Origin of the sequence: Bradyrhizobium tunisiense, from assembly GCF_042263385.1 — a bacterium.
Lineage (GTDB): Bacteria > Pseudomonadota > Alphaproteobacteria > Rhizobiales > Xanthobacteraceae > Bradyrhizobium > Bradyrhizobium tunisiense.
This window is the reverse complement of record NZ_JBHLEV010000001.1, coordinates 627,835-648,450: the sequence shown is the minus strand read 5'-3', so window position 1 is coordinate 648,450 and position 20,616 is coordinate 627,835. Positions and strand designations below refer to the sequence as shown.

Below are 20,616 nucleotides of genomic sequence, written 5' to 3'. Positions count from 1 at the left end.
CAGCAATGGGCCGACTTGGAGACGACCCCAGAAAATTCCGATAAGGCGAAATTTTGTCTTGCTCCGTCGGGCAAAACAGTGGTTCATAAGGCGCTGGTCCTAGCGAGACGAAGGAGCCAGCCCAATGGCGAATGACGTGGACACCTCCTCGGAATTGTCCAAGATCGCGAAACTGAACGGTGACTTCCGAAGGAATTACGGCACTTTCATCGGTGCGATTTTGTACCTCCGCACCGTGAGCGCCGCCCGCCGAAGCCCTTGGCTTTGGGCTGGCCTGATCTCGATCGCTTTTTCGGCGGTGCTGAGCTGGTTGGGGCGGCATGGATGGTTTTTGCCAGCGCTGCTTTGATGGCCGCGAAGAGTGCCCCCCTTTCCCGGTAAAGCGTCCCGCGACGGCGTCGAAGGGAGCCTGATGCGAGCCAGACGTAGCGTCCCGACCTCAACGAGGCAGGCAGTAGAACGTAATCCTCGATCTCGCGGTTTGCCGCATCCAACCGCATCACGGCAAGCAGGCCCGATGAAATCTGCCTTCGATAGGCCTTCCATTGCGCAGCGTGATCCTCTCCCCGTCGTGCCAGCCGTCGCGCGACGAGAAACGAAACTACCCGCCTGCCTTCGACATCGACGCCGATCCCGTCCGGAGCGAGCTCCGGCCGAAGACCAAGGTCGTTTCGCAACACCTCCGCGAGCTCGGTTGCGTGCCTCGCCTGTTCGGCAGACCAAAACTCCCGGGTGTCGATCCAGTCGCAGTCGCGCGGCGACACGTAGCCAATCAACGCATAGGCCTTCCGCAGCGAACCGAAGTGCTTCACGTACGAGGAGACGTGATTGAGGCCGAGCGTCGTATTGATGATGCGCGAGTTGAGCTTTCCCCGCCGGCGCAGCGTGAGGCGCAGGCGCAACAACATCTCATTTTCGGGAATCTCCACGCGCCGTTCGGCCAGCAGTTTCTGTGCGCGTGCGAAGATGCCGGGGTCCACGATCGGCTCGATCTGCGCAGCGCCCCGGACCCAGGCATGATCCGGATTCTTGACCAGCTTCTGTCCCAAGCGTCGCGAGGTGCGATTGTAGACGGTCTTGCCGATGTAGTTCTCGTTCGCGAGGATGGTCGGGATCATGCCGTCGGTCCACGGCCGACCGTTGTGATTGGCGATGCCGGCATCGTTCAGTTGACGCCGGATGTCGCTGTACGATTTCCGGCCGTTGACGAACTGATCGAAAATGATCCGGACCACGACCGCCTCCTCGGCGGAGCCGGGCTGCAGTCGAACGCGGTCCGATTGCAAAGCCTTGAACTGGCCCTTTTCGAGGAAGCCCTTCGGATGCTCGCACTCGTCGACCATCAAGCGTCGGAGGCCGTAGCCAACGGGAGCGCCGACGCGGTATCCGAGGCTCGCGACCCGGCAGTGTCCCGCATGCACCTTGACCGAGAGTTCCCGGCTCCACTCTGCGGCCATACCGCGCTTGAGGCTCTTGGCGATTCCCGAGACGAATGTGCCGTCGTTCTTGAAGAGTTCGGCGCAGTATTCGACTTGGACGCCGCTCCGCTTGCAGAGGAATTCGTAGTACGCGCTCTCATCGACGTCCTGGAAGCGGCCCCAACGACTGACGTCGTAAACGAGGATGTGGTCGAAATCAGCCTGCCCCGACTGTACGTCCTCGATCAGTTCGATCAGACCGGGCCGTCCCTTGATCCGGAGGCCGCTGCGGCCCTCGTCCGAATAGGTGCGGACGATTGTAAGAGCGTTCGCCTCGGCATAGGTGGCGATTGCTGCCATCTGGTTCTTGATCGAGTAGCGCTGCAGCTCCCTCGACATCCGGACGTATTGAGCGGCGCGGCGCTCTCGGGTCCGCCTCGCCAGGCTTGTCCCCTTGGGAACGACGAGCCAGTTGCCCATGCACCCCTCCTGCTACTTCAGAGGTACCAAGGCTAGAAAATACACCTTGCGCGTTCGGGCAGGCAACGCCGATCAAACTTGAGGCGGTCCATCCGGCCAGCGCTTCTGGTTTATGCACAACGACGCGGAACAGGGGGACAAGCCTTAGCCCTACCAATTGCGAATCCCTGACCCGTGCTAACCGACCGGAACGAGCAGGCGGGGGCAGGATTCGTCCTGGCAGGAGCGATGTCGATGCTGATGACGAAGGAAAGGCGACCGGCGATCCGGACGCTGCGCGGCTGGGCGATCCAGGTGCTGCAGGAGGCGGGCGCCATCCGCGAATGCGAGGAGCACGGCTGGGCTAGGGATCGGGCCGACCCTCATGCGCGCGAGCACGCGTTGGACATCGCCAGGCAGGAGCCGCCGGAGGGCTTGTCTCCGGATCAGGCCGTCGAGGAATTGCGCGTGGTTTTGGGTTCTATCGGCGATACGTGCCCGGAGTGTCCCCCAGGCAAAGATTAGTTCGGCCGCGCTGTCGCACCGCTCGGATGGCAGCGGATCCGGGCGAGTTCGAGCCAAGCCTGCGCGAGTTGGAGCCAGCGCTGCCGCTCGGAGCCATCGGCCAAGAGGGCCTCCTTCACCGCTTCTTCCGCACGGTCCTTGGGCTCGAAGTCGTTATCCATGATGGGGAAACGTCGTAGCCTACCAAGGTAAACGCCCGGTGGCCCTAAAAGTCCGTACTAACCCGGTGCCCGCCCGCCGTCCAAGGCAGGCCCTTCAAGGAAGCAAGTCGAGTGCGTTCTGGAGCGCGGCGCCGGCGGCGGTGTTGTCGAAGATGCACCAGGCCTCGCCTGACGATGATGCAGCACCGAGCCGTGACTTCAGCGCGCCAAGGTATGCCCCGTCGTAGGCGGAGTAGTAGATGCGCGGCGCTCCATGCAGCCGAAAATAATGCAGTCCCGGCCACCCGCCCGGCAGGTCGGCATCGGGCACACGCGCCGGGTCCGCAGCGACGCGGCTGATCCGACGCTCCCTGAGCCAAGCACCGACCTCGGGCGTGAACCAGCTGACGTGACGTGGTTCGCAAGCGAGAGCGGCTGGGGTCCCTTCCCGCAGCGCGCCGAACAGGATTTCCGCATCTGATTCAACGAACATTTTGCGAGGCGCAAACTGAACGAGCAGAACCGCGAGCTTCGCACCTAGCCCGGCGCTCTCTTCCATGAACCGATCGAGCTCACCCCGCGCAAGCTGCTGAGAATGAGTGACGGACTTGGGGACTTTGACCGAAAATCGGAAGTCATCCGGCGTCGAGTTCGCCCACTTCTCGTACGTTGAGCGCCGGTGCGGCCTGTGAAAGGATGAGTTGATTTCGGTCGCATTCAACACCGCCGCGTAACGCTCAAGGTGGCTACCTGCGCCACCAACCCTTTCCTTGCAGCTTTGAGGAACATTCCACCCCGCTGTTCCGATCCGAAGTACAGCCTTGACACGGGCATCCTCTTCCCGTGTCAGTCCGCAATTGTCACCGGGAGCCACCGGATTCCGGACCTCAAGCCGACTTTCGCCGCGCTCCTGCTGCGTGCTTCTTCGCGGCATCCTTCGCAGGCTTCTTGCCGGCTATCGGCATCAGCATCTCCTTCTGACCCGCGGCCGCTTTTTTCGCCTTCTTGGCAGGCTTTTTTGCAGCACCGGTATCGGCCGCTGCGCCCCCGACACTCTTGCGCAGTGCGTCCATGAGATCGACGACGTTCTCGCCCTTCGGCCGATCCTTCGGTACGATCGGCTTGCCGGCCCGTTTCTGGTTGATGAGCTCGACCAGCGCGCTCTCGTAGTGGTCCTCGAACTTGTCCGGTTCGAACCGCCCCGCCTTCTGGTTCACAATGTGCTTGGCGAGGTCCAGCATGTCCTTGGTGACCTTGACGTCCTGGATCTCGTCGAAATATTCGGCCTCGCTTCGCACTTCGTAAGGGTAGCGCAGCAGCGTGCCCACGAGGCCCTTGTCCATCGGCTCCAGCGCGATGATGTGTTCACGATTTGTCAGCACGACGCGCCCGATAGCGACCTTGTCCATCTCGCGGATGGTCTCCCGGATAACGGCGAAGGCGTCGTGCCCGACCTTGCCGTCGGGCCGGATGTAGTAGGGGCGGATCAGGTAGCGCGGATCGATATCGGACTTGTCGACGAACTCGTCGATCTCGATGGTGCGCGTGGATTCCAGCGCGATCTCCTCGAGCTCCTCCTTCGTGACTTCGATGAACTGATCCTTTTCGAGCTGGTAGCCCTTGACGATGTCCTCGTTGGGCACCTCGTCGCCGGTGTCGGCGTCGACCTTCAGATACTTGATGCGATGGCCGGTCTGCCGGTTCAGCTGGTTGAAGGAGATCTTTTCGCTTTCTGACGTGGCCGGATAGAGGGCCACCGGACAGGTCACGAGTGACAGACGAAGGAAGCCTTTCCAATTGGCGCGCGGGGCCATGAACGCGGTACTCCGGAGGGACGGTGCTGGATTCAAGACGAACGGAGCCTGCCGGTTCCGACATGCTCCGGGAGCGTCAACAGGAAAATTGGCCATCTGCCCGCAACGCCCCTGGTCACGTCCGAAAACGCCGTGAATCGCTAGTTTTTCGGGTACCTCGTGGAGCTTTTGCCCGGTATCGTGGACCCATGGACGCGCTGACCCAGCCCCTGAGAGAGGGGCATACTCTGGACCAGATGGACCTGGCCGCAATGGCTGAGGCTTTGAGCCGGTCACCCGACTACCGGATCCTGAGGCGCCTGGTTGCCCGACCGACCTCTATTCCGACGGCAGAACAGGAAGTCAGGACCGGCATCCTGCTCGACACCGAGACGACCGGCCTTGACCACACCAAGGACGAGATCATCGAGCTCGGGATGGTGAAGTTCGACTACACTCAGGACGGGCGGATCGTTGGGGTCCGCGACACCTTCTCCGCCTTCAACGAGCCGAGTGCGCCGATCTCTGCGGAAGTGACGGCACTCACCGGCATCACGAACGAAATGATCGCCGGACACAAATTCGATGATGACGCTGTCGCCGCCTTCGTCGAAAGCGCAGTCATCACGATCGCGCACAACAGCGGCTTCGACAGAAAATTCGCCGAACGCTACTGGCCCGTGTTCGAGCACAAGGCCTGGGGCTGCAGCATGAGCGAGATCGACTGGCGCAAGCACGGCTTCGCGGGCTCGCAACTCGGCTATCTCCTGAACGGAGCCGGCTACTTCCACCACGCACATAGGGCCGTCGACGACTGCCACGCCCTGCTGGAGGTCCTGGCGTTCGAATTGCCGACGATTGGCTCGCCGGCATTGGCGCTCCTGCTGGAGACCGCCCGTAAGCCGACGATGCGGGTCTGGGCGGAGCAGACCGCGTTCGGGCTCAAGGACTCATTGAAGCGCAGGGGCTATCGCTGGAACGATGGCAGCGACGGCCGGCCCAAGTCCTGGTTCATCGATGTCGACGTGACCGGCCTGGACGACGAGATATCGTTCCTGCGGACCCAAATTTACATGCAGGATGTCGAGCCCACCGTGCAGAGGCTGACCGCTTTCACGCGCTTCTCCGGACGGATCTGAGGCTCAGCGGCCTAGGGCGTGTACTCATAATCGGCTGGATCAAGGTCCGCTTTCCGGGGCAAAGCGGACCAGATGGGCTCATAGCGAGCATTTCAGCTTTTGACCCTAACCGGACAATTCAAATGGCATTTCCTAAGTTCTTGCCAAGCTCTCCAACCCTGCCATTGCAGACAGGCGAACGGGACGTCTCCAGCGCATGAAGATACTGGCGGCTGAACTCGGCCGCGTCCTCCAACCTAGCCCGGTCGAGTAGCTCTACGGTATGATTCTGCCATTCAATAAGGCCTTCGCGCCTGAGTTCCTGAACTGTCCTATTCACATGTACGACCGATAGCCCACATGCATCGGCAACATCCTGTTGTGTAAAGGGCAGATGGAAGCTGCCGTTATCGAGTAATCCAACGAGCTCCAGCCGGACCGCGAGCTCGCAAAGCAGATGCGCGATTCTTCCCAAGGCTTGCCGCGCGCCCAGGTTTTCAATCCATTCGCGATAAATGGCTGCATGTATTAGCGTCTCGCGCCAGAATGCGTGCGTAAGTCCCGGAGATCCGCTCATCAGTTCCCTGAGATGAGCATGAGACACAGAAGCTACGGTCGAACTGCCTACGCTGCAGAGCTCATGGTCCATGACGGGCAGGTGTAGCGTGTGAAGATCCGGCATATCGCCAGCGATATAGAATGATGAGATTTGGTTGCGGGCGGAGATCACCCTCTGGCGAGACACAAACCCACTGACCACAACAATCGAGTTCGTGGGGCTGTCGCCTTCGCGCACAAGATATTCGCCGTCATTCAACGTCTTGAGCTTGTACGGCATGCGTGCGAGCTTCGTTTGGTCCTGCTCAGATAGCCCAGCAACCGCCTGCAAACGCGCGATCAGCCTGCGATGTGGCATGAGACGTCATCCTTCCATGGCGCAAGACTGCCACGCGCCCGCCACCCGGCTAAGGCGTACTCGGTAGTTCGCCTAACAAGTTCCGGTGCTGGTCTTTGACGGTTTCGTAACACTCGCAAGCTCCTTCCCGCAGACCTTCGACATCGATGACTTCGATCTTGCCGCGCGCGTATTTGATCATTCCAGCTTCCTGGAGAGTCCGGGCGACGGTGGTCACGCTCGTCCGTCGAACGCCAAGCATCTCAGCTAGAAACTCCTGCGTAAACGGAAGGTGATCGTTTCCGGACAAGTCGCGGGCTCGCAACAACCACCGGCAAAGACGGGCATCAACTTCATGATTTGCCATGCAAGCCGTTGATTGCTGCGCTTGCGCAAACAGGGTTTGCTCGTGGCGCATGATCTTTGCAATCAGGCTTTCCGATTGCAGGGCCGCGCCCTTGAATGCAGCCGGATCGCATACCATCGCATCGCCGCCCAGTTGGACGATCGCTCTGCTCATTCCGACTTTTCCATCCAATGCCGACGCCATTCCGATCGCGCCATCCCTGCCGACCATTGCGGCCTCTGTCGTTTCACCGGTCGCAAGCGTCACGACCAGCGACACCACAGCGCCGAGTGGGAAGTAGACGGAATTGATCGCGTCGCCAGCTTCGTACAATATGGTCTTTTGCTGCAGATGAGTGGCTTTGAGGTGAGGTCGCAAGGCGGCCGTGTCGCTGGCGGACAGAGACGCGAGTATCGCGTTGGCGTGCATGATCATCTTGGCACTCCCAGTTTCAGGCGGGAGTGCAAGAACTCTCAGTTGCCGACGCCCAGTGCTATGGCCAGCAATAACGCACACTAGCACGGTAGCTGAATCGGTTATGCCCGCTACGCGACTCAGCGGGACCTTTTCCGCGATTTTTTTTGCGCTGGTTTGCACCCAAAGAAACGAATGCTCATTGCTTGGTCACACAGCGAGCAGACGGGATCCAATGTACGGACTAAGAAGGTCATCGGAGCGTGTAAGAGGCTTTTCCCATGACCCAAGTGCGCAGGCGCATCAAACACACAATGACCTTTGAAGAACGATTAGCCGAGGAGGCCAGGAGCTTCAAGGAGGCAGCCGAAAAGGAGCTGCCCGGCAGCCAAGCCCGCGAGTTGCTTTTGCGCCGGGCGCGCCAAGCTGAAACGGCCTCACGCTTGAACGATTGGCTCAGATCGCCCGGACTTGCACCACTAAAATGATCGGATACCGCGCCTACTTCATAGACTTGGATGGGCACATTGTGCGGCGTATTGACATTCTTTGTGACGACGATGAGGCCGCAAAAGAACAAGCCCAAAAGCTAGTCGACAGCCATGACGTAGAGCTCTGGCAACTCAATCGCAGGATTTGCGAGTTTAAGGCCAAAGAGTAAGGTCGCCTCGGCCGGCGATTAACCCGCCATAGATCCGGTATCGTCCCGGCGTCGTCATTCGCAGCCTGCCCGCTAGGTGAACCATGTAGCCTAACGCGATCAACCGGTTGCTGTGAGCGGCAGGGATCAGCGGGGCTGGGCCATTTACAGGCACGTTGCCAACCACAAGCAGCGATGCGAACTCTTCATCGGTCAGCATTTCTGTTTCTGAGACCATAAGCCGAGGATGGACCGCTTCGGGCATCCTGCCTGTTCAATTTTGATCATGTCTCCCGATTAAGGCTGCCTCAGTTGGCGGCCTCTTCATATCAGGCCAAGTCTGCGATGTCGCTTATTGGCCCTTAGCTGACCTGCCGACCGCCCCGGCGAACGTCAGCTTTTATGGGTAGACCCGACCGCGCGGCTTGGACGATCGGTTCCCTCAGTTTATGAGTACACGCCCTAGCGGCCGAGACGCTTCTCGACGCGTTTGCGGGAGTTGCCGACCTTCTTGACTGCCTTCTTCACGACCGATGCCGAGCGGCCACTCTTCTTGGCCTCGTATGCCACTTCGTGCTTCTGTCCACCGGCCACGCGCGCCCGGTCCTGTTTGCGACCGCGTGCCGTCGTCTTTTTAACCGCCACCATTGGATCCTTCTCATGCGAATGATGCCGGTGCAACGCTGCAAGGATTCGCGAAGTTCCTTGCTGTCGCGGGGCCGCATTTAGGCGGAAGGACAGAGGCTGGCTCAATGGCCGCAGGGATGCCCGTGCATGATGGCAGCCCAACCGTCCAGCAGCAGCCCGTCCCAGGATACGACCCCTTCATCCCACCTGGTGCCGTGTTCGCGGTACATCGCGGCCCATTGAGGTCTCCATTCGATCATCTGGTCGTTGAGCCCACCATGTACTTGGCAGGCACGATCCCGATCGAACGTTTCCATAGGATTCACGCGGGGTGTCCGGGGTCGACATCCTTCGGCGTCTTATTCTCCCGCTGGGGCGTCATCTTCGCTGGACTTTCCCGTCCGGGGACCCCGCGGGGACCAAGCTGTTCACGCTGGATATCGTCTTGGGAGCGTTCGGGCTCGACACCGTTGATCGGCCTGTCAGGCATCATTCCATCCTCGCCTTTTCCTGCAGATCTCGTATCCGGATCTCGGCCTCCTCCTTGGAGGTCACGATCTCAGATTCATCGGGCACGCGCGCGATCGCGCTGAGCCTCTTGAGCTCGGCGAGCTGTTCCGGGGTAGGCTTTTCCATTCTCGAGTCCTCGATCGCCTGCACAACGGCTTCGTCATCGAGCACGTCCAGCAGCTGGTTGATGGTTTGCTCGCAATCTCTGGGGCCGGGCTCGACATGGCGGGCCAAGATACCCTGAGCCTCTTGCACGGCCTGCAGCACTCGCTTGTCCGGATCCATGACCGGTACTCCAGATACTCCAAAGCAAACGTCCCTATGAACGGCGCGTTCCTTTGCTCAGGCCCTTGAACGAGCTGGCCCGCAGAAGGCCTTCGGAGGTGATGTCGCGGTACTCGATGTCGGCGAAGAACTTGGGCTCGACCCAGGTGGCCTTCGGCTTCCGGATGGTCTTCGTCAGCTTCTGCTTCGGGCTTACGACGGTTTCGAGCGCCTTGCGGATCTGCGCTGACGTGGTCCGGCTCCATCCCGTGCCCACTTTGCCCATGTAGACGAGGTCCTTGCCCTCCTTCCTGCCCAGATAGAGAGCGGCCACGCCGGACGGGTCCTTGATGAAGCCGACCACGGGGAATTTGCCCTTCTGTACGACCTTGATCTTCTGCCAGGCCTCCACCCGATCCGATCGATAAGGTGCATCCACCCGCTTGGAGACGATGCCTTCGTAATTCAGCCTGCTGGCCGCGGCGAACAGCGCCTGACCGTCTCCTTCGTGGTGCTCGCTGTAGAGGACGGGCTCCTTGAGCCCGCGCTCCTCCATCAGCTCCTTGAGCAGCCTCTTCCGCTCGATCTGCGGCTCCTTGCGCAGATCTCTGCCGTCGAGCCACAGCAGATCGAATGCGAAGTAGAGCAAGCGATCCTGATCGCCTCTGCCCAGGTCCGCCTGCAGCTCGGAGAAGTTCGTGCGCTCCTCATGGATGACGACCACCTCACCGTCGACAATGGCCTGTCCTTCGACATCGAAGGCGCCCGCAATCCTTGAGAACCTGCTGACCCAGTCGTAACCGTTGCGCGTGAAGGCGCGGCGATCGTCCCCGTCGATCCGGAGCTGGACGCGGTAGCCGTCGTATTTGATTTCGTGAATCCACTGCGCGCCCGAAGGCGCCTTCGCCTTCAGAGTCGCAAGCTGGGGTCCGATGAACCCCGGCATCTCGGGGGCTCCCCGCTTCGCCGCCGGTGCCTTGGTACGCTTCGCCACGCTACGCCACTCACAAAAAACCCACCGCCGGGTTGGGGCCGGCGGCGGGCAGTCTACCTACCTTACTCAACGACTCTTCAAACTTCGGAGGCTGTTATGTGTTCCGGAGCCCCGCTCGGCCGCCGCGCCGCCCCGAGAGTGAGCGGAGGCCCGCTCCACTTTTCCTATTTGACGGCAAACGAGGCCCTTACCGAACTATGGGCGTGCCCCAGCGTTGACCAAGATCATGTCAGACGCTTTTGACTACTTCCGCGCTTATGCCGTCCGAGCTCTTTGCAAGGCCCGCTCGATGCCGCAAGGCAAGATGAAGCACCTGCAGCTTGTGGCTGGACGAATTTATAACCTCCTCAAAAAGGAGGCTGCTTACGCTCCGAATATGCAGCACCTGGAGGACTTCCGCGCAGCGCAGAAGCTCGAGAGGTCTCTCGATCGGGAGCTTGACGTCGCTGCGACCGCTCGACGCCGTGTCGCTTCACCGGGATCGCAGGACATGGGGCGGGAGGCTCGTTGAGTGCCAGCCCTCGACACCCGCGCCGTAGCAGGCCTCCTTCGAGAATATGCGCAGCGCAGCGCCTTGCGCGGCGGCAACCCGTATCGCGCAAAAGCCTACCTTCGGGCCGCAGATTCCCTGGCCGCTCTTGCCGATCCGCTCGATGTGCTCATCGCCGAGGACCGGCTTACGGACATCCCGGGAGTCGGTGAGGCGATCGCCGACATCATCACCAAGTTGCACAAGACCGGCACGCATCCCAGCCTCGAGAAGCTGCGCAAGGAGATCCCTGAGGGCGTGCTCGAGATGCTCGCTGTGCCTGGCCTTCGTCCGGAGAAGGTGCTGCGCCTGTACAAGGACCTAGGCATCGGCTCGCTCTCGGAGTTGGAGGCCGCCGCCAAGGATGACCGCATCAAGAAGGCCAAGGGCTTCGGTGCCGCGCTGCAGACCAAGATCCTGCAAAATCTGGCCATCGCGAAAAGTGGAGAAGGCCGCCTCCATCTGCACCGTGCCGCCGCCCTGCTGGCGAATGCCAAGGATTCGATCCGAAAGTCCCAGCCCGAGCTGAAGCGCGTCACCATCGCCGGCGACTTCCGCCGGGGCTGCGAACTCGTCGGCGATCTCTCGATCGTTGCTGAGGTCGCCAAGGCCGGCAAGGCGGCGAAGCCGTCGCCGACTGACGGATTGCAGATCCACCTGTCGGACCGCAAGCACTTTGGCGCCGCGCTTTTGTTCGCGACCGGCTCCGCCGCCCACATCGAGCAGCTCGGGACCCTGGCCGCCGAAAAGGAAATGCGGTTGGAAGCCGACGGCTTGCACAAGGGGCGCACCCTGATTGCCGGCGATGAGGCCGAGATCTACCGCGCCCTCGGTCTGCCCTTTATCGACCCTGAGCTCCGGGAGGGGCGCGGCGAGATCGAGGCGGCTCTCAAAGGCAAGCTCACGAAGCTCGTCACCGACCAGGACCTGCGCGGCATCCTTCACTGCCACACCGATGCCTCCGACGGCACCGAGCCTCTGGAGGCCATGGCCAAGGCCACGCGCCAGCGAGGCTTCGAGTATTTCGGCGTCGCTGATCATTCCAAGTCCGCCCACTACGCCGGCGGCCTCTTCGTCGAGGAGATCGCGCAGCAGCACCGTGAGGCCGACCGCCTGAACAAGCGCTTCGGGAAGGATTTCCGAATTCTCAAAGGCATCGAGTCGGACATCCTGGCGGACGGCTCGCTGGACTATCCCGACGACGTGCTGGAGCGTTTCGATTTCGTGGTCGCGAGCATTCACGGTCGTTTCAAGCTGGATCGCAAGGCGCAGACGCAGAGACTGCTTCGGGCCATCTCCGATCCTCACACCACCATCATCGGTCACATGACCGGGCGGCAGCTGCAGCGGCGGCCCGGCTATGAGATCGACGTCGAGAAGGTGCTGCGCGCTTGCGCCAAGCATGACGTCGTCGTCGAGATCAATGCCCATCCATGGCGGCTCGACCTGGACTGGCGCTGGCACCAGGCCGCGCTCGAGTTCGGCTGCATGCTCAGCATCAATCCGGACGCGCACTCGATTCCCGAACTCGACCACATGCACTGGGGCGTCCTGATGGCCCGCAAGGGCGGCGTCCCTGCCGGCCGAGTCCTGAATGCGATGACGCTTGCCGAGATTGCGCGCTATCTCCGTCAGAAGCGGCGCTCGCTTGCCCGGGCCGCCTGATGTCGCAGGCGCACGATCTGGCGCTCGAGGGAAAGGTGGCGGCGGTCGCCGCCGACCCTGGGCACCACTTCAGCAAGCCGGTCCAGGACCGCATCGTTCTGGTGGAGGGCCACGGCGTCGAAGGCGACGCCCATGCCGGCCCCTTCGTTCGGCACCGCTATCTCGCCCGCCGCCGGCCGCGCCTACCCAATCTCCGGCAGGTCCACCTGATCCCGGCCGAGCTCTTTGCGTCCCTCTCGGAAACCGGCTTCGAGGTCGCAGCCGGGGACATGGGTGAGAACATCACAACGACTGGCCTCGACTTGGAGCGGATGCCGCTCGGCACCTTCATCGAGTTGGGTCCCTCGGCAATCGTCGAGCTGACCGGTCTCCGGACGCCCTGTGTCCTCATCGACCGCTTCCGGGCCGGCCTCAAGCGGCAGGTGCTCTCGTCGGCGGAAACGGGCCCTGCGTTCAAATCCGGGGTGCTTGGCGTGGTCCGGGCCGGGGGACCGGTGGCGGCCGGCGATAGCGCGTGGGTTCGCCTTCCGTCTTGCTCGTTTCGGCCTCTGCCGGCCTTATAGAGAGCCCTGCCATGGCCCGAAAATCGACCCTGCCTTATCGCTTGCAGCCCATGCTGGCCACGCTGACGGATGCGCCGTTTGACGATCCCGATTGGGTCTTCGAGGACAAATTCGATGGTTTCCGCATGGTCGCGGAAATCCGGCGTGGCCGGGTCGCGCTCTATAGCCGCAACGGGAAGATCATCAGCCACTCCTATGTGGAGGTCGCGAAGGCGCTCGAGGGCGTGAAGTCGGACGCTGTGATCGATGGCGAGCTCGTCGCCATCGGCAAGGACGGCGTGTCCCATTTTCAGCTGCTACAGAACGCCCTGCGCCATGAAGCCAAGCTCTTGTACTGCGTGTTCGACCTCATGTTCGCGGACGGCGAGGACCTGCGCGCCCTGCCGCTCCTCAAGCGCAAGAAGCGGCTCAAGTCCATCCTGCCGCGCCACAAGCTGATCGCGTTCAGCAACCACCGCAAAGGCAACGGAACGAAGTTCTTCGCAGAAGCCGAGCGGAGGCATCTCGAAGGCATCATGGCCAAGCGCGCCGACAGCCCGTACGCCTCCGGACGCCGGACCGCCGATTGGCTGAAGGTGAAGACGGCGCAGCGGCAGGAGGTCGTGATCGCCGGGTTCACGGCGCCGAGGAGAACCCGGCCGTTCTTCGGCACCCTCGTGCTGGCGGTACGGGAGGACGATACGTGGCGGTACATCGGCCATGTCGGCACCGGCTTCAGCCACCAGGTCCTGGAAGAGCTTCACGGCAAGCTGATGAGGCTCAAGACAGCCAAGTCGCCCTTTCCTGCCAAGGTGAAGGGCGAGGGGATCACCACCTGGGTGCGGCCTTCGTTGGTCGCGGAAGTGAAGTTTGCGGAGTGGACCAGCAAGGGAGAGCTGCGCCAGCCGGTCTATCTAGGACTGCGGTCCGACAAAAAGGCCAAGGACGTCGTTCGCGAAAGGAGTTGGTCGCGAAAATAACCGACCCGAGAAGAGCGTCCGACCCGGTCAGCCGGCTTCGCGCTCGGCTGCCGAAGGCCACGGCGGCAGGGGCGGCAACCCGAGAGCCTTGCGTACAGGGCCGAACGACCGACGGTGAGCTGCGCATGCACCGAGCCTGGCAAGAGCTTCGTAGTGAGCCGGCACGGGGTAGCCCTTGTGATCCGCGAAGCCGTAGCCGGGGTGACGAATATCGAGAGTCCGCATGACAGTGTCGCGCTCGACTTTCGCCAAGATCGACGCCGCAGCGATGCTGGCGGACTTGGCGTCGCCCTTGATGATGGCCTGCTGAGGGATGTCGACTTCCTTCAACCGCTTCGCATCGATGAGCAAGTGCTGCGGCGTCAACCCGAGCCCCCGGACTGCTCGTTGCATGGCCTGGATGCCTGCCCAGTAGATGTTGATCGTGTCGATCTCCTCGACTTCGACGAACGCCACACACCAACTCTCTGCCTTCGCCTTGATCTCCACCGCGAGTTCCTCGCGAGCCGCAGCGTCCAGTTTCTTCGAGTCGTCGATTCCGACTATCCGCGTGCCGGGCTTCAGGATCACGGCGCCGGCGGAGACTGGCCCGGCAAGCGGGCTCATTCCGGCCTCGTCCACGCCCGCTACGACACGAAGGCCGCTCTCCCAGAGAGAGGTTTCGAAGCTGAGCATCTTGCGGAGGCGCTGCCCTTCGGACCTGTTTTCGAAACGCCGCTTATCGATCGAAGCCAGGATGGCACGGGCTCCAGCGCGGGTGTCGGCCCGCAGAATCTGCTCGACGCTGGCCTCGAGCGGTCTTTTCTCGACGACATAGCGCTGACGCAGCACATCGAGTGAATATCGGGACATGGAAGCCTTCGCGGAGACTGGCTGTTGGGGAGCGTGTCGGTGAACTTTGTGGCGATTGTCTGAAGCTAATCTACGCCGCTCAACGACGAGCTGCGCCTTGTCGAAGGAACCGGTCCGGCCTCCACCTCGCATCCACCGATCTCAGAACGGAACCAACCGGTATCTTAATCCCTTTACGAGGAGCGGAGCCTCGTTCCCAGGGTGCTTCCCAAGGACAGGCTCATGCTCCGAGAGACTCGCAACGAAGAACAGGTTCTGGACCGCACTGCCGAAGTGGCGGCCAGCATCGCGGAAGAAGGGCTCCGGTACGTCAGTGATTCCGCGCCCGGTTACACCCGCAAGCGGACAGGGACTACCTTCAGCTACTACGACAAGGACGGGAAGCGGATCACCGATGCGGCCGTCATCCGGCGCATCAAGTCGATCGGCATCCCGCCGGCTTACGAATCCGTGTGGATCTGCCCCTCGGCGAACGGCCACATCCAGGCGACCGGGCTCGATGCGAGGGGCCGCAAGCAGTATCGCTATCACCCGAAGTGGCGGGAATTTCGTGACCAGAACAAGTACGAGCACATAATCCAGTTTGCGGCCGCGCTGCCGGCGCTCCGCGCCCGGGTCGAAGCCGACATGAAGCTGGACGGACTACCTCGCGAGAAGGTGCTGGCCACGATCGTCAGTCTTCTGGAGAAGACGCTGATCCGGGTCGGCAACGCCGAGTATGCCGAAAAAAACAAGTCCTACGGGCTCACCACGATGCGCCGCAAGCACGTTGCGGTGGGCCGCGGCGTCCTTCGGTTCGACTTCACAGGCAAGTCGGGCAAACAGTGGAAGCTGCGCGTCGAAGACAAGCGGATAGCCGCGATCGTGAAGCGTTGCGCGGAAATTCCGGGACACGAGCTCTTCAAGTACTTGGACGACGACGGACAACCCCGCACGGTCGATTCAGGGGACGTCAACGCCTACATCAAGGAGATCACGGGCGAGGACTTTAGCGCGAAGGACTTTCGGACTTGGGCAGGGACGGTTTTGGGGGCGTTGGCTCTCGCCGAATTCAAGAAATACGATAGCCAGGCCGAGGCGAAGCGCAACGTGGTCGCCGCGATCGAGAGCGTCGCGAAGCAGCTCGGCAACACGCCCGCCATCTGCCGCAAGTGCTACGTGCACCCGGAAGTTCTAAACGCCTACATGTCCGGTGATCTCGTGAAGATGATCGAAGCCAAGATAGCGCAGAAGTTCAAACGCCAGTACGCCAAGCTCACGTCGGACGAGATCATTGTTCTGGCATTTCTGCGCAAGCGGCTCGATTCTCTGAAGGCCTCCGCCTAGTCCCGCGACCAGTTTTTGGACGACCTGCGCCCCTCCGCGATGGTGCTGAGGTGGCCTTACACGGCACGTGCTCTCGTCGGCGGAAACGGGCTCCCGTTCAAGTCGGCGTGCTGGGCTTTGTCCCGGCGGGGACGGTCGCGATTGGCCATAACGCTCGGTTCGGCTCCCGTCCTCATTTAGCCCCTTGCCGGCTCTGTAAAATGCCCCGTGCATAAATCGGAGGCCCAATAGCCGAATCGAAGCGCGTTAGGTAGTTCGGAGCAGCATGGCCGCAAACAAGGTAACGGCGGTACGCTTGGGGCTGGGGAGGCAATCGACGGTCCGCGACTATCAAGCCGCCCAGTTCCGCTGGCGGCTTTTTCTTTGACCAACCTAGGACGCGTTCGCCCTTGCTCGTTCGCGGGCTTCGCGGCGGCGTTCTCGGCGCTCGCGCCGCCGCTTGGCACGATCGGCGGGCTGCTGCAGCGGCAGGACGGGCGACGTGGACGTCGCAATGGAATCTTCAACCGCGGGCACCTGGACAGCCTCCGACGCCGCTGGGCGGGCCTCCATCAGGTCGAGCACTGCCCGTCCTTTGGCCGTGATCTTCCATCCCCCGCTTAGGCGCTCGACCAGTCCTTGGGACCAGATGTCGAGGTCGGGCACCCTGGCCGCGAGCCGCCTGGTCCGGTCCGCCCAATCGCGGCCACTCGTCGCCAGGATAGCCATGTCACGCTTGAGGTCTTCCATCACGGCAAATCCGTCCGGATATGCCGCCAAGATCTTCAAAACGGTGACCTGGAAGTTCACGTCCGCGCCCTGGCCATCACTAGCGCCACATGGTGGGCGCGTGTGACAGGGCCTTGCGGCCGACCTGCCTGAGGCCCTCGGGAGAGAGCTCGCCACTGGTGGCGGCCTCTAGGACCGTCGATGCCACATGCGTAGGCGCCCCGATCTCGCGGTGCGGAAGACCCTCGCATACTTCTTCGAAGACCGCGCGCAAAAGCGCGGTGGTTGCCATGTCGAACATGAGATGCCCCAATAAGGTAAAGTCGCATCTTAGCCGAGCTTTCCCATTCTGACGATTCAGGCATGTTAAGGGGCGGATCTATGGGCCTAGCCAAGCAACTGCTGCAATGATCAGTGTCCCCTGATGCTCCTCTTCAGCGATGCAAACTGCTTTTTCAGGCGCGGCACTGCAAAGTCGGCGAAGGCGCGCACCTTTGGCACCGAAAGTCGACCCTGTGGGCAGATCAGATGCGCTGGCATCTGCGGATCCTCTTGGTCAGCCAGCACGATCTCGAGGTCGCCGCGGGCGAGGGGTTCCGCCACCTGGTACGAGTACATCCGCGCCACGCCGCGCCCGGCGACCGCGGAGGCGACTGCCGCATAGGTGCTGTTGACGATGAGGCGCGGAGTGAATTGGACGGTGCGCGGCGCTGACGAGCCGGCCTGCGCTGCGAACGTCCAGGAATTGGGCAGATGCGCCATGGCAACGATCTGGTGCTTGGCGAGGTCGCCCGGCTCTGCAATGCGCGGATGCTGCTTTAGATAGCGCGGCGCCGCCACGACGACACGGCTGATCTCGCCGACCCGCATGGCGATCATCGCCGAATCCGCCAAAGGGCCGATGCGAAGCGCGACGTCGACGCCCTCCTCGATCAGATTGACCGCGCGGTCGAACAGCAGGAGCTTTGCCGACACGGTCGGATAGGCGTCCAGAAACGCATCGAGGATGGGGCGCAAGACCATCTCGCCCGACACGACGGGAGCCGTGATCGTGAGGAGGCCGCGCGGCGCCGCGCGCGCTCCGGTTGCGATGTCCTCGGCCTCCTCAAGCTCGGTGAGGACGCGGCGGCAGACTTCAACATAGCGCTCGCCATCCTCGCTCAGCTTGATCGATCGCGTGGTCCGGTGCAGCAGCTCGGCGCCGACACGCTCTTCCAGGAAAGCAATTGCGCGGCTCACCGCGGCCGGAGAGCGGCCGAGTTTGCGCCCTGCCGCAGCCAAGCTTCCCTCGTCCACCGCAAGGACGAACACCTTCATCGCGTCCAGTCGATCCATGCCTTCCTGCCGCACTCATGAGATTGCGGCGGCAGGCTAGGCGTTCGCCGCCGCCGCGACAACCACGGCGAGGCGTCGGCCCGCATTCGTTCGCCGGGCGAAAGAGTGTCTGCCGGCCTGCGAATATTCGCAAGCAGGCCGCCGCAGCGTAGCTGGGGAGGCAAGCCAGCCGGTTCGGGCGGAGCTTTAAACCAGCAACAGGAGCCTCTCATGGGTCTTGAGCAGAAAGTCGCTATCATCACCGGTGCATCGCAGGGCATCGGCGCCGCCCTGGTCCAGGGTTTTCGCAATCGCAACTACCGCGTCGTCGCGACGGCGCGCTCCATCAAGCCATCCGGCGACGATGACGTCCTCGCCGTTCCTGGCGACATCGCCGATCGTTCCACCGCCGAACGCGTCGTCTCGCAGGCGATCGCCCGCTTCGGCCGGGTCGACACGCTGGTCAACAACGCCGGCATCTTCGTGGCAAAGCCGTTCACGCAATACACCGCCGAGGATTATGCGGCGGTGATGGGAACGAACGTCGCGGGCTTCTTCAACGTCACGCAACTTGCGGTCGCGGAGATGGAGAAGCAGGGGTCGGGTCACATTGTCCAGATCACCACGACACTGGTCGATCAGGCCAATTCGAACGTGCCGTCGGTGCTGGCTTCGCTGAGCAAGGGTGGGCTGAATGCCGCGACCAGGTCGCTTGCGATCGAGTATGCCAAGCGCGGCATCCGTGTGAATGCGGTTTCGCCCGGGATCATCAAGTCGCCGATGCATCCGGTCGCGACGCATGCGCAGCTAGAGGTCCTGCACCCGGTCGGCCACATGGGCGAGATGTCCGATATCGTCGATGCGGTTCTCTATCTCGAGGGAGCCTCCTTTGTCACCGGCGAGATACTGCATGTCGACGGCGGCCAGAGCGCAGGCCACTAACGCGGAGCGGGACCATGCCAATCGTCAATATTCAAGTGACCCGCGAGGGAACGACGCCCGGAGCGGCGTCCCTCACAGCGGAGGAGAAAGCCGCGTTGATCAAGGGATCGAGCGAACTCCTGCGCGACGTGCTCGGCAAGCCGCTCGACTCCACTTTCGTGGTGATCGAGGAGGTCGACACCGATAATTGGGGCTGGGGCGGCCTGCCCGTGCCCGAATTCCGCCGCCGCCGCGCCGCTTCGACGGACTGATGCGCTCGCGTTTCGCGCGCAGGAGTGTGACATGACCGACGCAGATACGAAGCAGCACATCAAGTCCCGGCTGCGCCCGCGGCCGGGATCCGACTCGCCATCGACTTGGCGATACGCCGTGGCGGGCCTGTCTGCATCGCTGGTTGGCCTCGGGCTCGCACGGTTTTCCTACACGCCTCTAATTCCGGCGCTCATTGCAGCGAAATGGTTCGGCGCGTCAGATGTCGTCTATCTCGGAGCGGCGAACTTGGGCGGCTATCTTGCCGGCGCGCTCGCGGCGCGGGCTCTCGCGACCCGAATCGGTGCGGTCCGCGCGCTGCGGGCGATGATGTTGCTTGCAACGCTCTCGTTTTTTGCAAGCGCAACGCCGCTGTCGTTTACGTGGTTCTTTGCTTGGCGCTTCCTGTCCGGCCTGACCGGCGGCATCATCATGGTGCTGACGGCTTCGGTCATCCTGCCGCACACTTCGGCCGGCCGGCGCGGCATCGTCGGCGGCGTGATTTTCGCTGGCGTAGGCCTGGGAGTGGCCGCATCGGGCACGCTGGTGCCGTTGCTGCTGCAGCAGGGCTTGTCGCAGAGCTGGTACGGTCTCGGTCTTCTTTCGGCGCTCCTCACGCTCGCGAGCTGGTGGAATTGGCCTGTGGAGGCGAAACCTGTTGCCACGCCTTTGCATGAAGCGAAGCACCATCGTGGCTCGCTCGTTGCCCGCGCGCTCCTGCTCCAATACGGCCTCAATGCGGTAGCCCTGGTGCCGCACATGGTCTTCATCGTCGATTTCGTAGCGCGTGGCCTTGGCCAGGGCATCGCCGCGGGGTCCCGCTACTGGGTGCTCTACGGCCTCGGCGCAGTCGTCGGGCCACTCGTCACCGGCCAACTGGGCGACCGGTCTGGATTCGGTCCGGCTTTGCGCGCGGCGTTCCTGATCGAGACCGCCGCTGTGCTGCTGCCCACTGTCAGCACGGCGCCGGTGTCATTGATCGTCTCAAGCGTGGTGGTCGGCGCCTTCACGCCCGGTATCGTGCCCCTGGTCCTTGGACGGGTGCATGAACTGGTGCCGCACTCGCTTGAGCAACAGCGAGCGATGTGGGGCCACGCCACGACCAGCTTTGCCCTGTTCCAGGCGGCTGCTGCTTACGGTTTTTCGTGGATCTTCGCACAGGCCGGAAGCGACTATTCGGTCCTCTTTGGACTCGGCGGCGCCGCTCTGATGCTCGCGCTGGCGATCGATGTTGGCGTCTCGCTTGCGACCCGCGAACGGTAGGCACCGGAACTCGGCCCGGCATAAGGAAATGCCGAGCTTCATGGTGTCTCCCGAGACGAGACCCGTGCGTCGGGTTTGCCGTGGCAATCCTCGGCACATCGAG

The 20,616-nt window shown here is 62.4% G+C and carries 24 protein-coding genes; 11 read left to right on the top strand and 13 right to left on the bottom strand.

All coding sequences use genetic code 11. The features are described from left to right. Nucleotides 1-206: 206 nt before the first annotated feature. Nucleotides 207-1,898, bottom strand: a complete 1,692-nt coding sequence (locus tag ACFDR6_RS03015) for a recombinase family protein (RefSeq protein WP_375857331.1) — start codon at nt 1,896-1,898, stop codon at nt 207-209. Between the two features lie 234 nt (nt 1,899-2,132). On the opposite strand from ACFDR6_RS03015, the gene ACFDR6_RS03010 reads away from it, so the two are divergent. Further along, on the top strand, nt 2,133-2,402 hold the full coding sequence (locus ACFDR6_RS03010; RefSeq protein WP_375857330.1) for a hypothetical protein: 270 nt from the start codon (nt 2,133-2,135) through the stop codon (nt 2,400-2,402). On the opposite strand, the gene ACFDR6_RS03005 is transcribed toward ACFDR6_RS03010, so the two are convergent. From ACFDR6_RS03005 to ku, 3 genes are all read right to left on the bottom strand, one after another. Beyond that, nucleotides 2,399-2,563: a hypothetical protein gene (locus ACFDR6_RS03005; protein WP_375857329.1), complete on the bottom strand. Its 165-nt coding sequence runs from the start codon at nt 2,561-2,563 to the stop codon at nt 2,399-2,401. The genes ACFDR6_RS03010 and ACFDR6_RS03005 overlap by 4 nt on opposite strands. Nucleotides 2,564-2,657: 94 nt before the next feature. Beyond that, a complete protein-coding gene (locus tag ACFDR6_RS03000) occupies nt 2,658-3,416 on the bottom strand; it encodes a DUF72 domain-containing protein (RefSeq protein WP_375857328.1) in 759 nt (252 codons plus the stop codon). Between the two features lie 13 nt (nt 3,417-3,429). Then, on the bottom strand, nt 3,430-4,356 hold the full coding sequence (gene ku, locus ACFDR6_RS02995; RefSeq protein WP_375857327.1) for a non-homologous end joining protein Ku: 927 nt from the start codon (nt 4,354-4,356) through the stop codon (nt 3,430-3,432). A gap of 188 nt (nt 4,357-4,544) precedes the next feature. Between ku and ACFDR6_RS02990 the strand changes: the two genes are divergently transcribed. Then, nucleotides 4,545-5,474 (top strand): 3'-5' exonuclease, encoded by a 930-nt coding sequence (locus tag ACFDR6_RS02990; RefSeq protein WP_375857326.1) that lies wholly within the window; start codon nt 4,545-4,547, stop codon nt 5,472-5,474. Nucleotides 5,475-5,592: 118 nt separating this feature from the next. On the opposite strand, the gene ACFDR6_RS02985 is transcribed toward ACFDR6_RS02990, so the two are convergent. Beyond that, nucleotides 5,593-6,369: a Crp/Fnr family transcriptional regulator gene (locus tag ACFDR6_RS02985; protein WP_375857325.1), complete on the bottom strand. Its 777-nt coding sequence runs from the start codon at nt 6,367-6,369 to the stop codon at nt 5,593-5,595. A 49-nt stretch (nt 6,370-6,418) separates the two neighbouring features. After that, a complete protein-coding gene (locus tag ACFDR6_RS02980) occupies nt 6,419-7,129 on the bottom strand; it encodes a Crp/Fnr family transcriptional regulator (RefSeq protein WP_375857324.1) in 711 nt (236 codons plus the stop codon). 260 nt (nt 7,130-7,389) lie between these two features. On the opposite strand from ACFDR6_RS02980, the gene ACFDR6_RS02975 reads away from it, so the two are divergent. After that, nucleotides 7,390-7,596 (top strand): hypothetical protein, encoded by a 207-nt coding sequence (locus ACFDR6_RS02975; RefSeq protein ID WP_375857323.1) that lies wholly within the window; start codon nt 7,390-7,392, stop codon nt 7,594-7,596. A gap of 614 nt (nt 7,597-8,210) precedes the next feature. Here ACFDR6_RS02975 and ACFDR6_RS02970 read toward each other — a convergent pair. From ACFDR6_RS02970 to ligD (ACFDR6_RS02960), 3 genes are all read right to left on the bottom strand, one after another. Next, nucleotides 8,211-8,396 carry a DUF3606 domain-containing protein gene (locus ACFDR6_RS02970; RefSeq protein ID WP_375857322.1) on the bottom strand — a complete coding sequence of 62 codons (186 nt, stop codon included), beginning with the start codon at nt 8,394-8,396 and terminating at the stop codon, nt 8,211-8,213. A 468-nt stretch (nt 8,397-8,864) separates the two neighbouring features. After that, nucleotides 8,865-9,170 (bottom strand): hypothetical protein, encoded by a 306-nt coding sequence (locus ACFDR6_RS02965; RefSeq protein ID WP_375857321.1) that lies wholly within the window; start codon nt 9,168-9,170, stop codon nt 8,865-8,867. A gap of 34 nt (nt 9,171-9,204) precedes the next feature. Further along, nucleotides 9,205-10,095 carry a non-homologous end-joining DNA ligase gene (gene ligD / locus ACFDR6_RS02960; protein WP_375857320.1) on the bottom strand — a complete coding sequence of 297 codons (891 nt, stop codon included), beginning with the start codon at nt 10,093-10,095 and terminating at the stop codon, nt 9,205-9,207. A gap of 262 nt (nt 10,096-10,357) precedes the next feature. Between ligD (ACFDR6_RS02960) and ACFDR6_RS02955 the strand changes: the two genes are divergently transcribed. The 4 genes from ACFDR6_RS02955 to ligD (ACFDR6_RS02940) are packed head-to-tail and all read left to right on the top strand — an operon-like array spanning nt 10,358 to nt 13,859. Then, on the top strand, nt 10,358-10,654 hold the full coding sequence (locus ACFDR6_RS02955; RefSeq protein WP_375857319.1) for a hypothetical protein: 297 nt from the start codon (nt 10,358-10,360) through the stop codon (nt 10,652-10,654). Beyond that, nucleotides 10,655-12,337 (top strand): helix-hairpin-helix domain-containing protein, encoded by a 1,683-nt coding sequence (locus ACFDR6_RS02950; RefSeq protein WP_375857318.1) that lies wholly within the window; start codon nt 10,655-10,657, stop codon nt 12,335-12,337. Beyond that, nucleotides 12,337-12,900 carry an MOSC domain-containing protein gene (locus ACFDR6_RS02945; RefSeq protein ID WP_375857317.1) on the top strand — a complete coding sequence of 188 codons (564 nt, stop codon included), beginning with the start codon at nt 12,337-12,339 and terminating at the stop codon, nt 12,898-12,900. The genes ACFDR6_RS02950 and ACFDR6_RS02945 overlap by 1 nt, the downstream gene beginning before the upstream one ends. An 11-nt stretch (nt 12,901-12,911) precedes the next feature. Further along, nucleotides 12,912-13,859 (top strand): non-homologous end-joining DNA ligase, encoded by a 948-nt coding sequence (ligD, locus tag ACFDR6_RS02940; RefSeq protein ID WP_375857316.1) that lies wholly within the window; start codon nt 12,912-12,914, stop codon nt 13,857-13,859. Nucleotides 13,860-13,886: 27 nt separating this feature from the next. On the opposite strand, the gene rnhB is transcribed toward ligD (ACFDR6_RS02940), so the two are convergent. After that, entirely contained in the window at nt 13,887-14,711 is an 825-nt protein-coding gene (rnhB, locus tag ACFDR6_RS02935) for a ribonuclease HII (protein WP_375857315.1), read from the bottom strand. Between the two features lie 222 nt (nt 14,712-14,933). Between rnhB and ACFDR6_RS02930 the strand changes: the two genes are divergently transcribed. Continuing rightward, on the top strand, nt 14,934-16,037 hold the full coding sequence (locus tag ACFDR6_RS02930) for a DNA topoisomerase IB (RefSeq protein ID WP_375857907.1): 1,104 nt from the start codon (nt 14,934-14,936) through the stop codon (nt 16,035-16,037). Between the two features lie 372 nt (nt 16,038-16,409). Here ACFDR6_RS02930 and ACFDR6_RS02925 read toward each other — a convergent pair whose 3' ends face one another. The 3 genes from ACFDR6_RS02925 to ACFDR6_RS02915 all read right to left on the bottom strand — a co-directional run bounded on the left by ACFDR6_RS02925 (nt 16,410) and on the right by ACFDR6_RS02915 (nt 18,080). Beyond that, a complete protein-coding gene (locus ACFDR6_RS02925) occupies nt 16,410-16,826 on the bottom strand; it encodes a hypothetical protein (RefSeq protein WP_375857314.1) in 417 nt (138 codons plus the stop codon). A gap of 19 nt (nt 16,827-16,845) precedes the next feature. Continuing rightward, nucleotides 16,846-17,046, bottom strand: a complete 201-nt coding sequence (locus ACFDR6_RS02920) for a hypothetical protein (RefSeq protein ID WP_375857313.1) — start codon at nt 17,044-17,046, stop codon at nt 16,846-16,848. 110 nt (nt 17,047-17,156) lie between these two features. After that, entirely contained in the window at nt 17,157-18,080 is a 924-nt protein-coding gene (locus ACFDR6_RS02915) for a LysR family transcriptional regulator (protein WP_375857312.1), read from the bottom strand. Between the two features lie 210 nt (nt 18,081-18,290). Between ACFDR6_RS02915 and ACFDR6_RS02910 the strand changes: the two genes are divergently transcribed. From ACFDR6_RS02910 to ACFDR6_RS02900, 3 genes are read left to right on the top strand one after another with little or no spacing between them, the layout of a single operon-like run. After that, nucleotides 18,291-19,001, top strand: coding sequence for an SDR family NAD(P)-dependent oxidoreductase (locus ACFDR6_RS02910; RefSeq protein ID WP_375857311.1), 711 nt, complete (start codon nt 18,291-18,293; stop codon nt 18,999-19,001). 14 nt (nt 19,002-19,015) lie between these two features. Beyond that, complete coding sequence (locus ACFDR6_RS02905) at nt 19,016-19,252, top strand: tautomerase family protein (protein WP_375857310.1); 237 nt, start codon at nt 19,016-19,018, stop codon at nt 19,250-19,252. A gap of 31 nt (nt 19,253-19,283) precedes the next feature. Further along, on the top strand, nt 19,284-20,513 hold the full coding sequence (locus ACFDR6_RS02900) for a YbfB/YjiJ family MFS transporter (protein WP_375857309.1): 1,230 nt from the start codon (nt 19,284-19,286) through the stop codon (nt 20,511-20,513). Nucleotides 20,514-20,616: the final 103 nt, after the last annotated feature.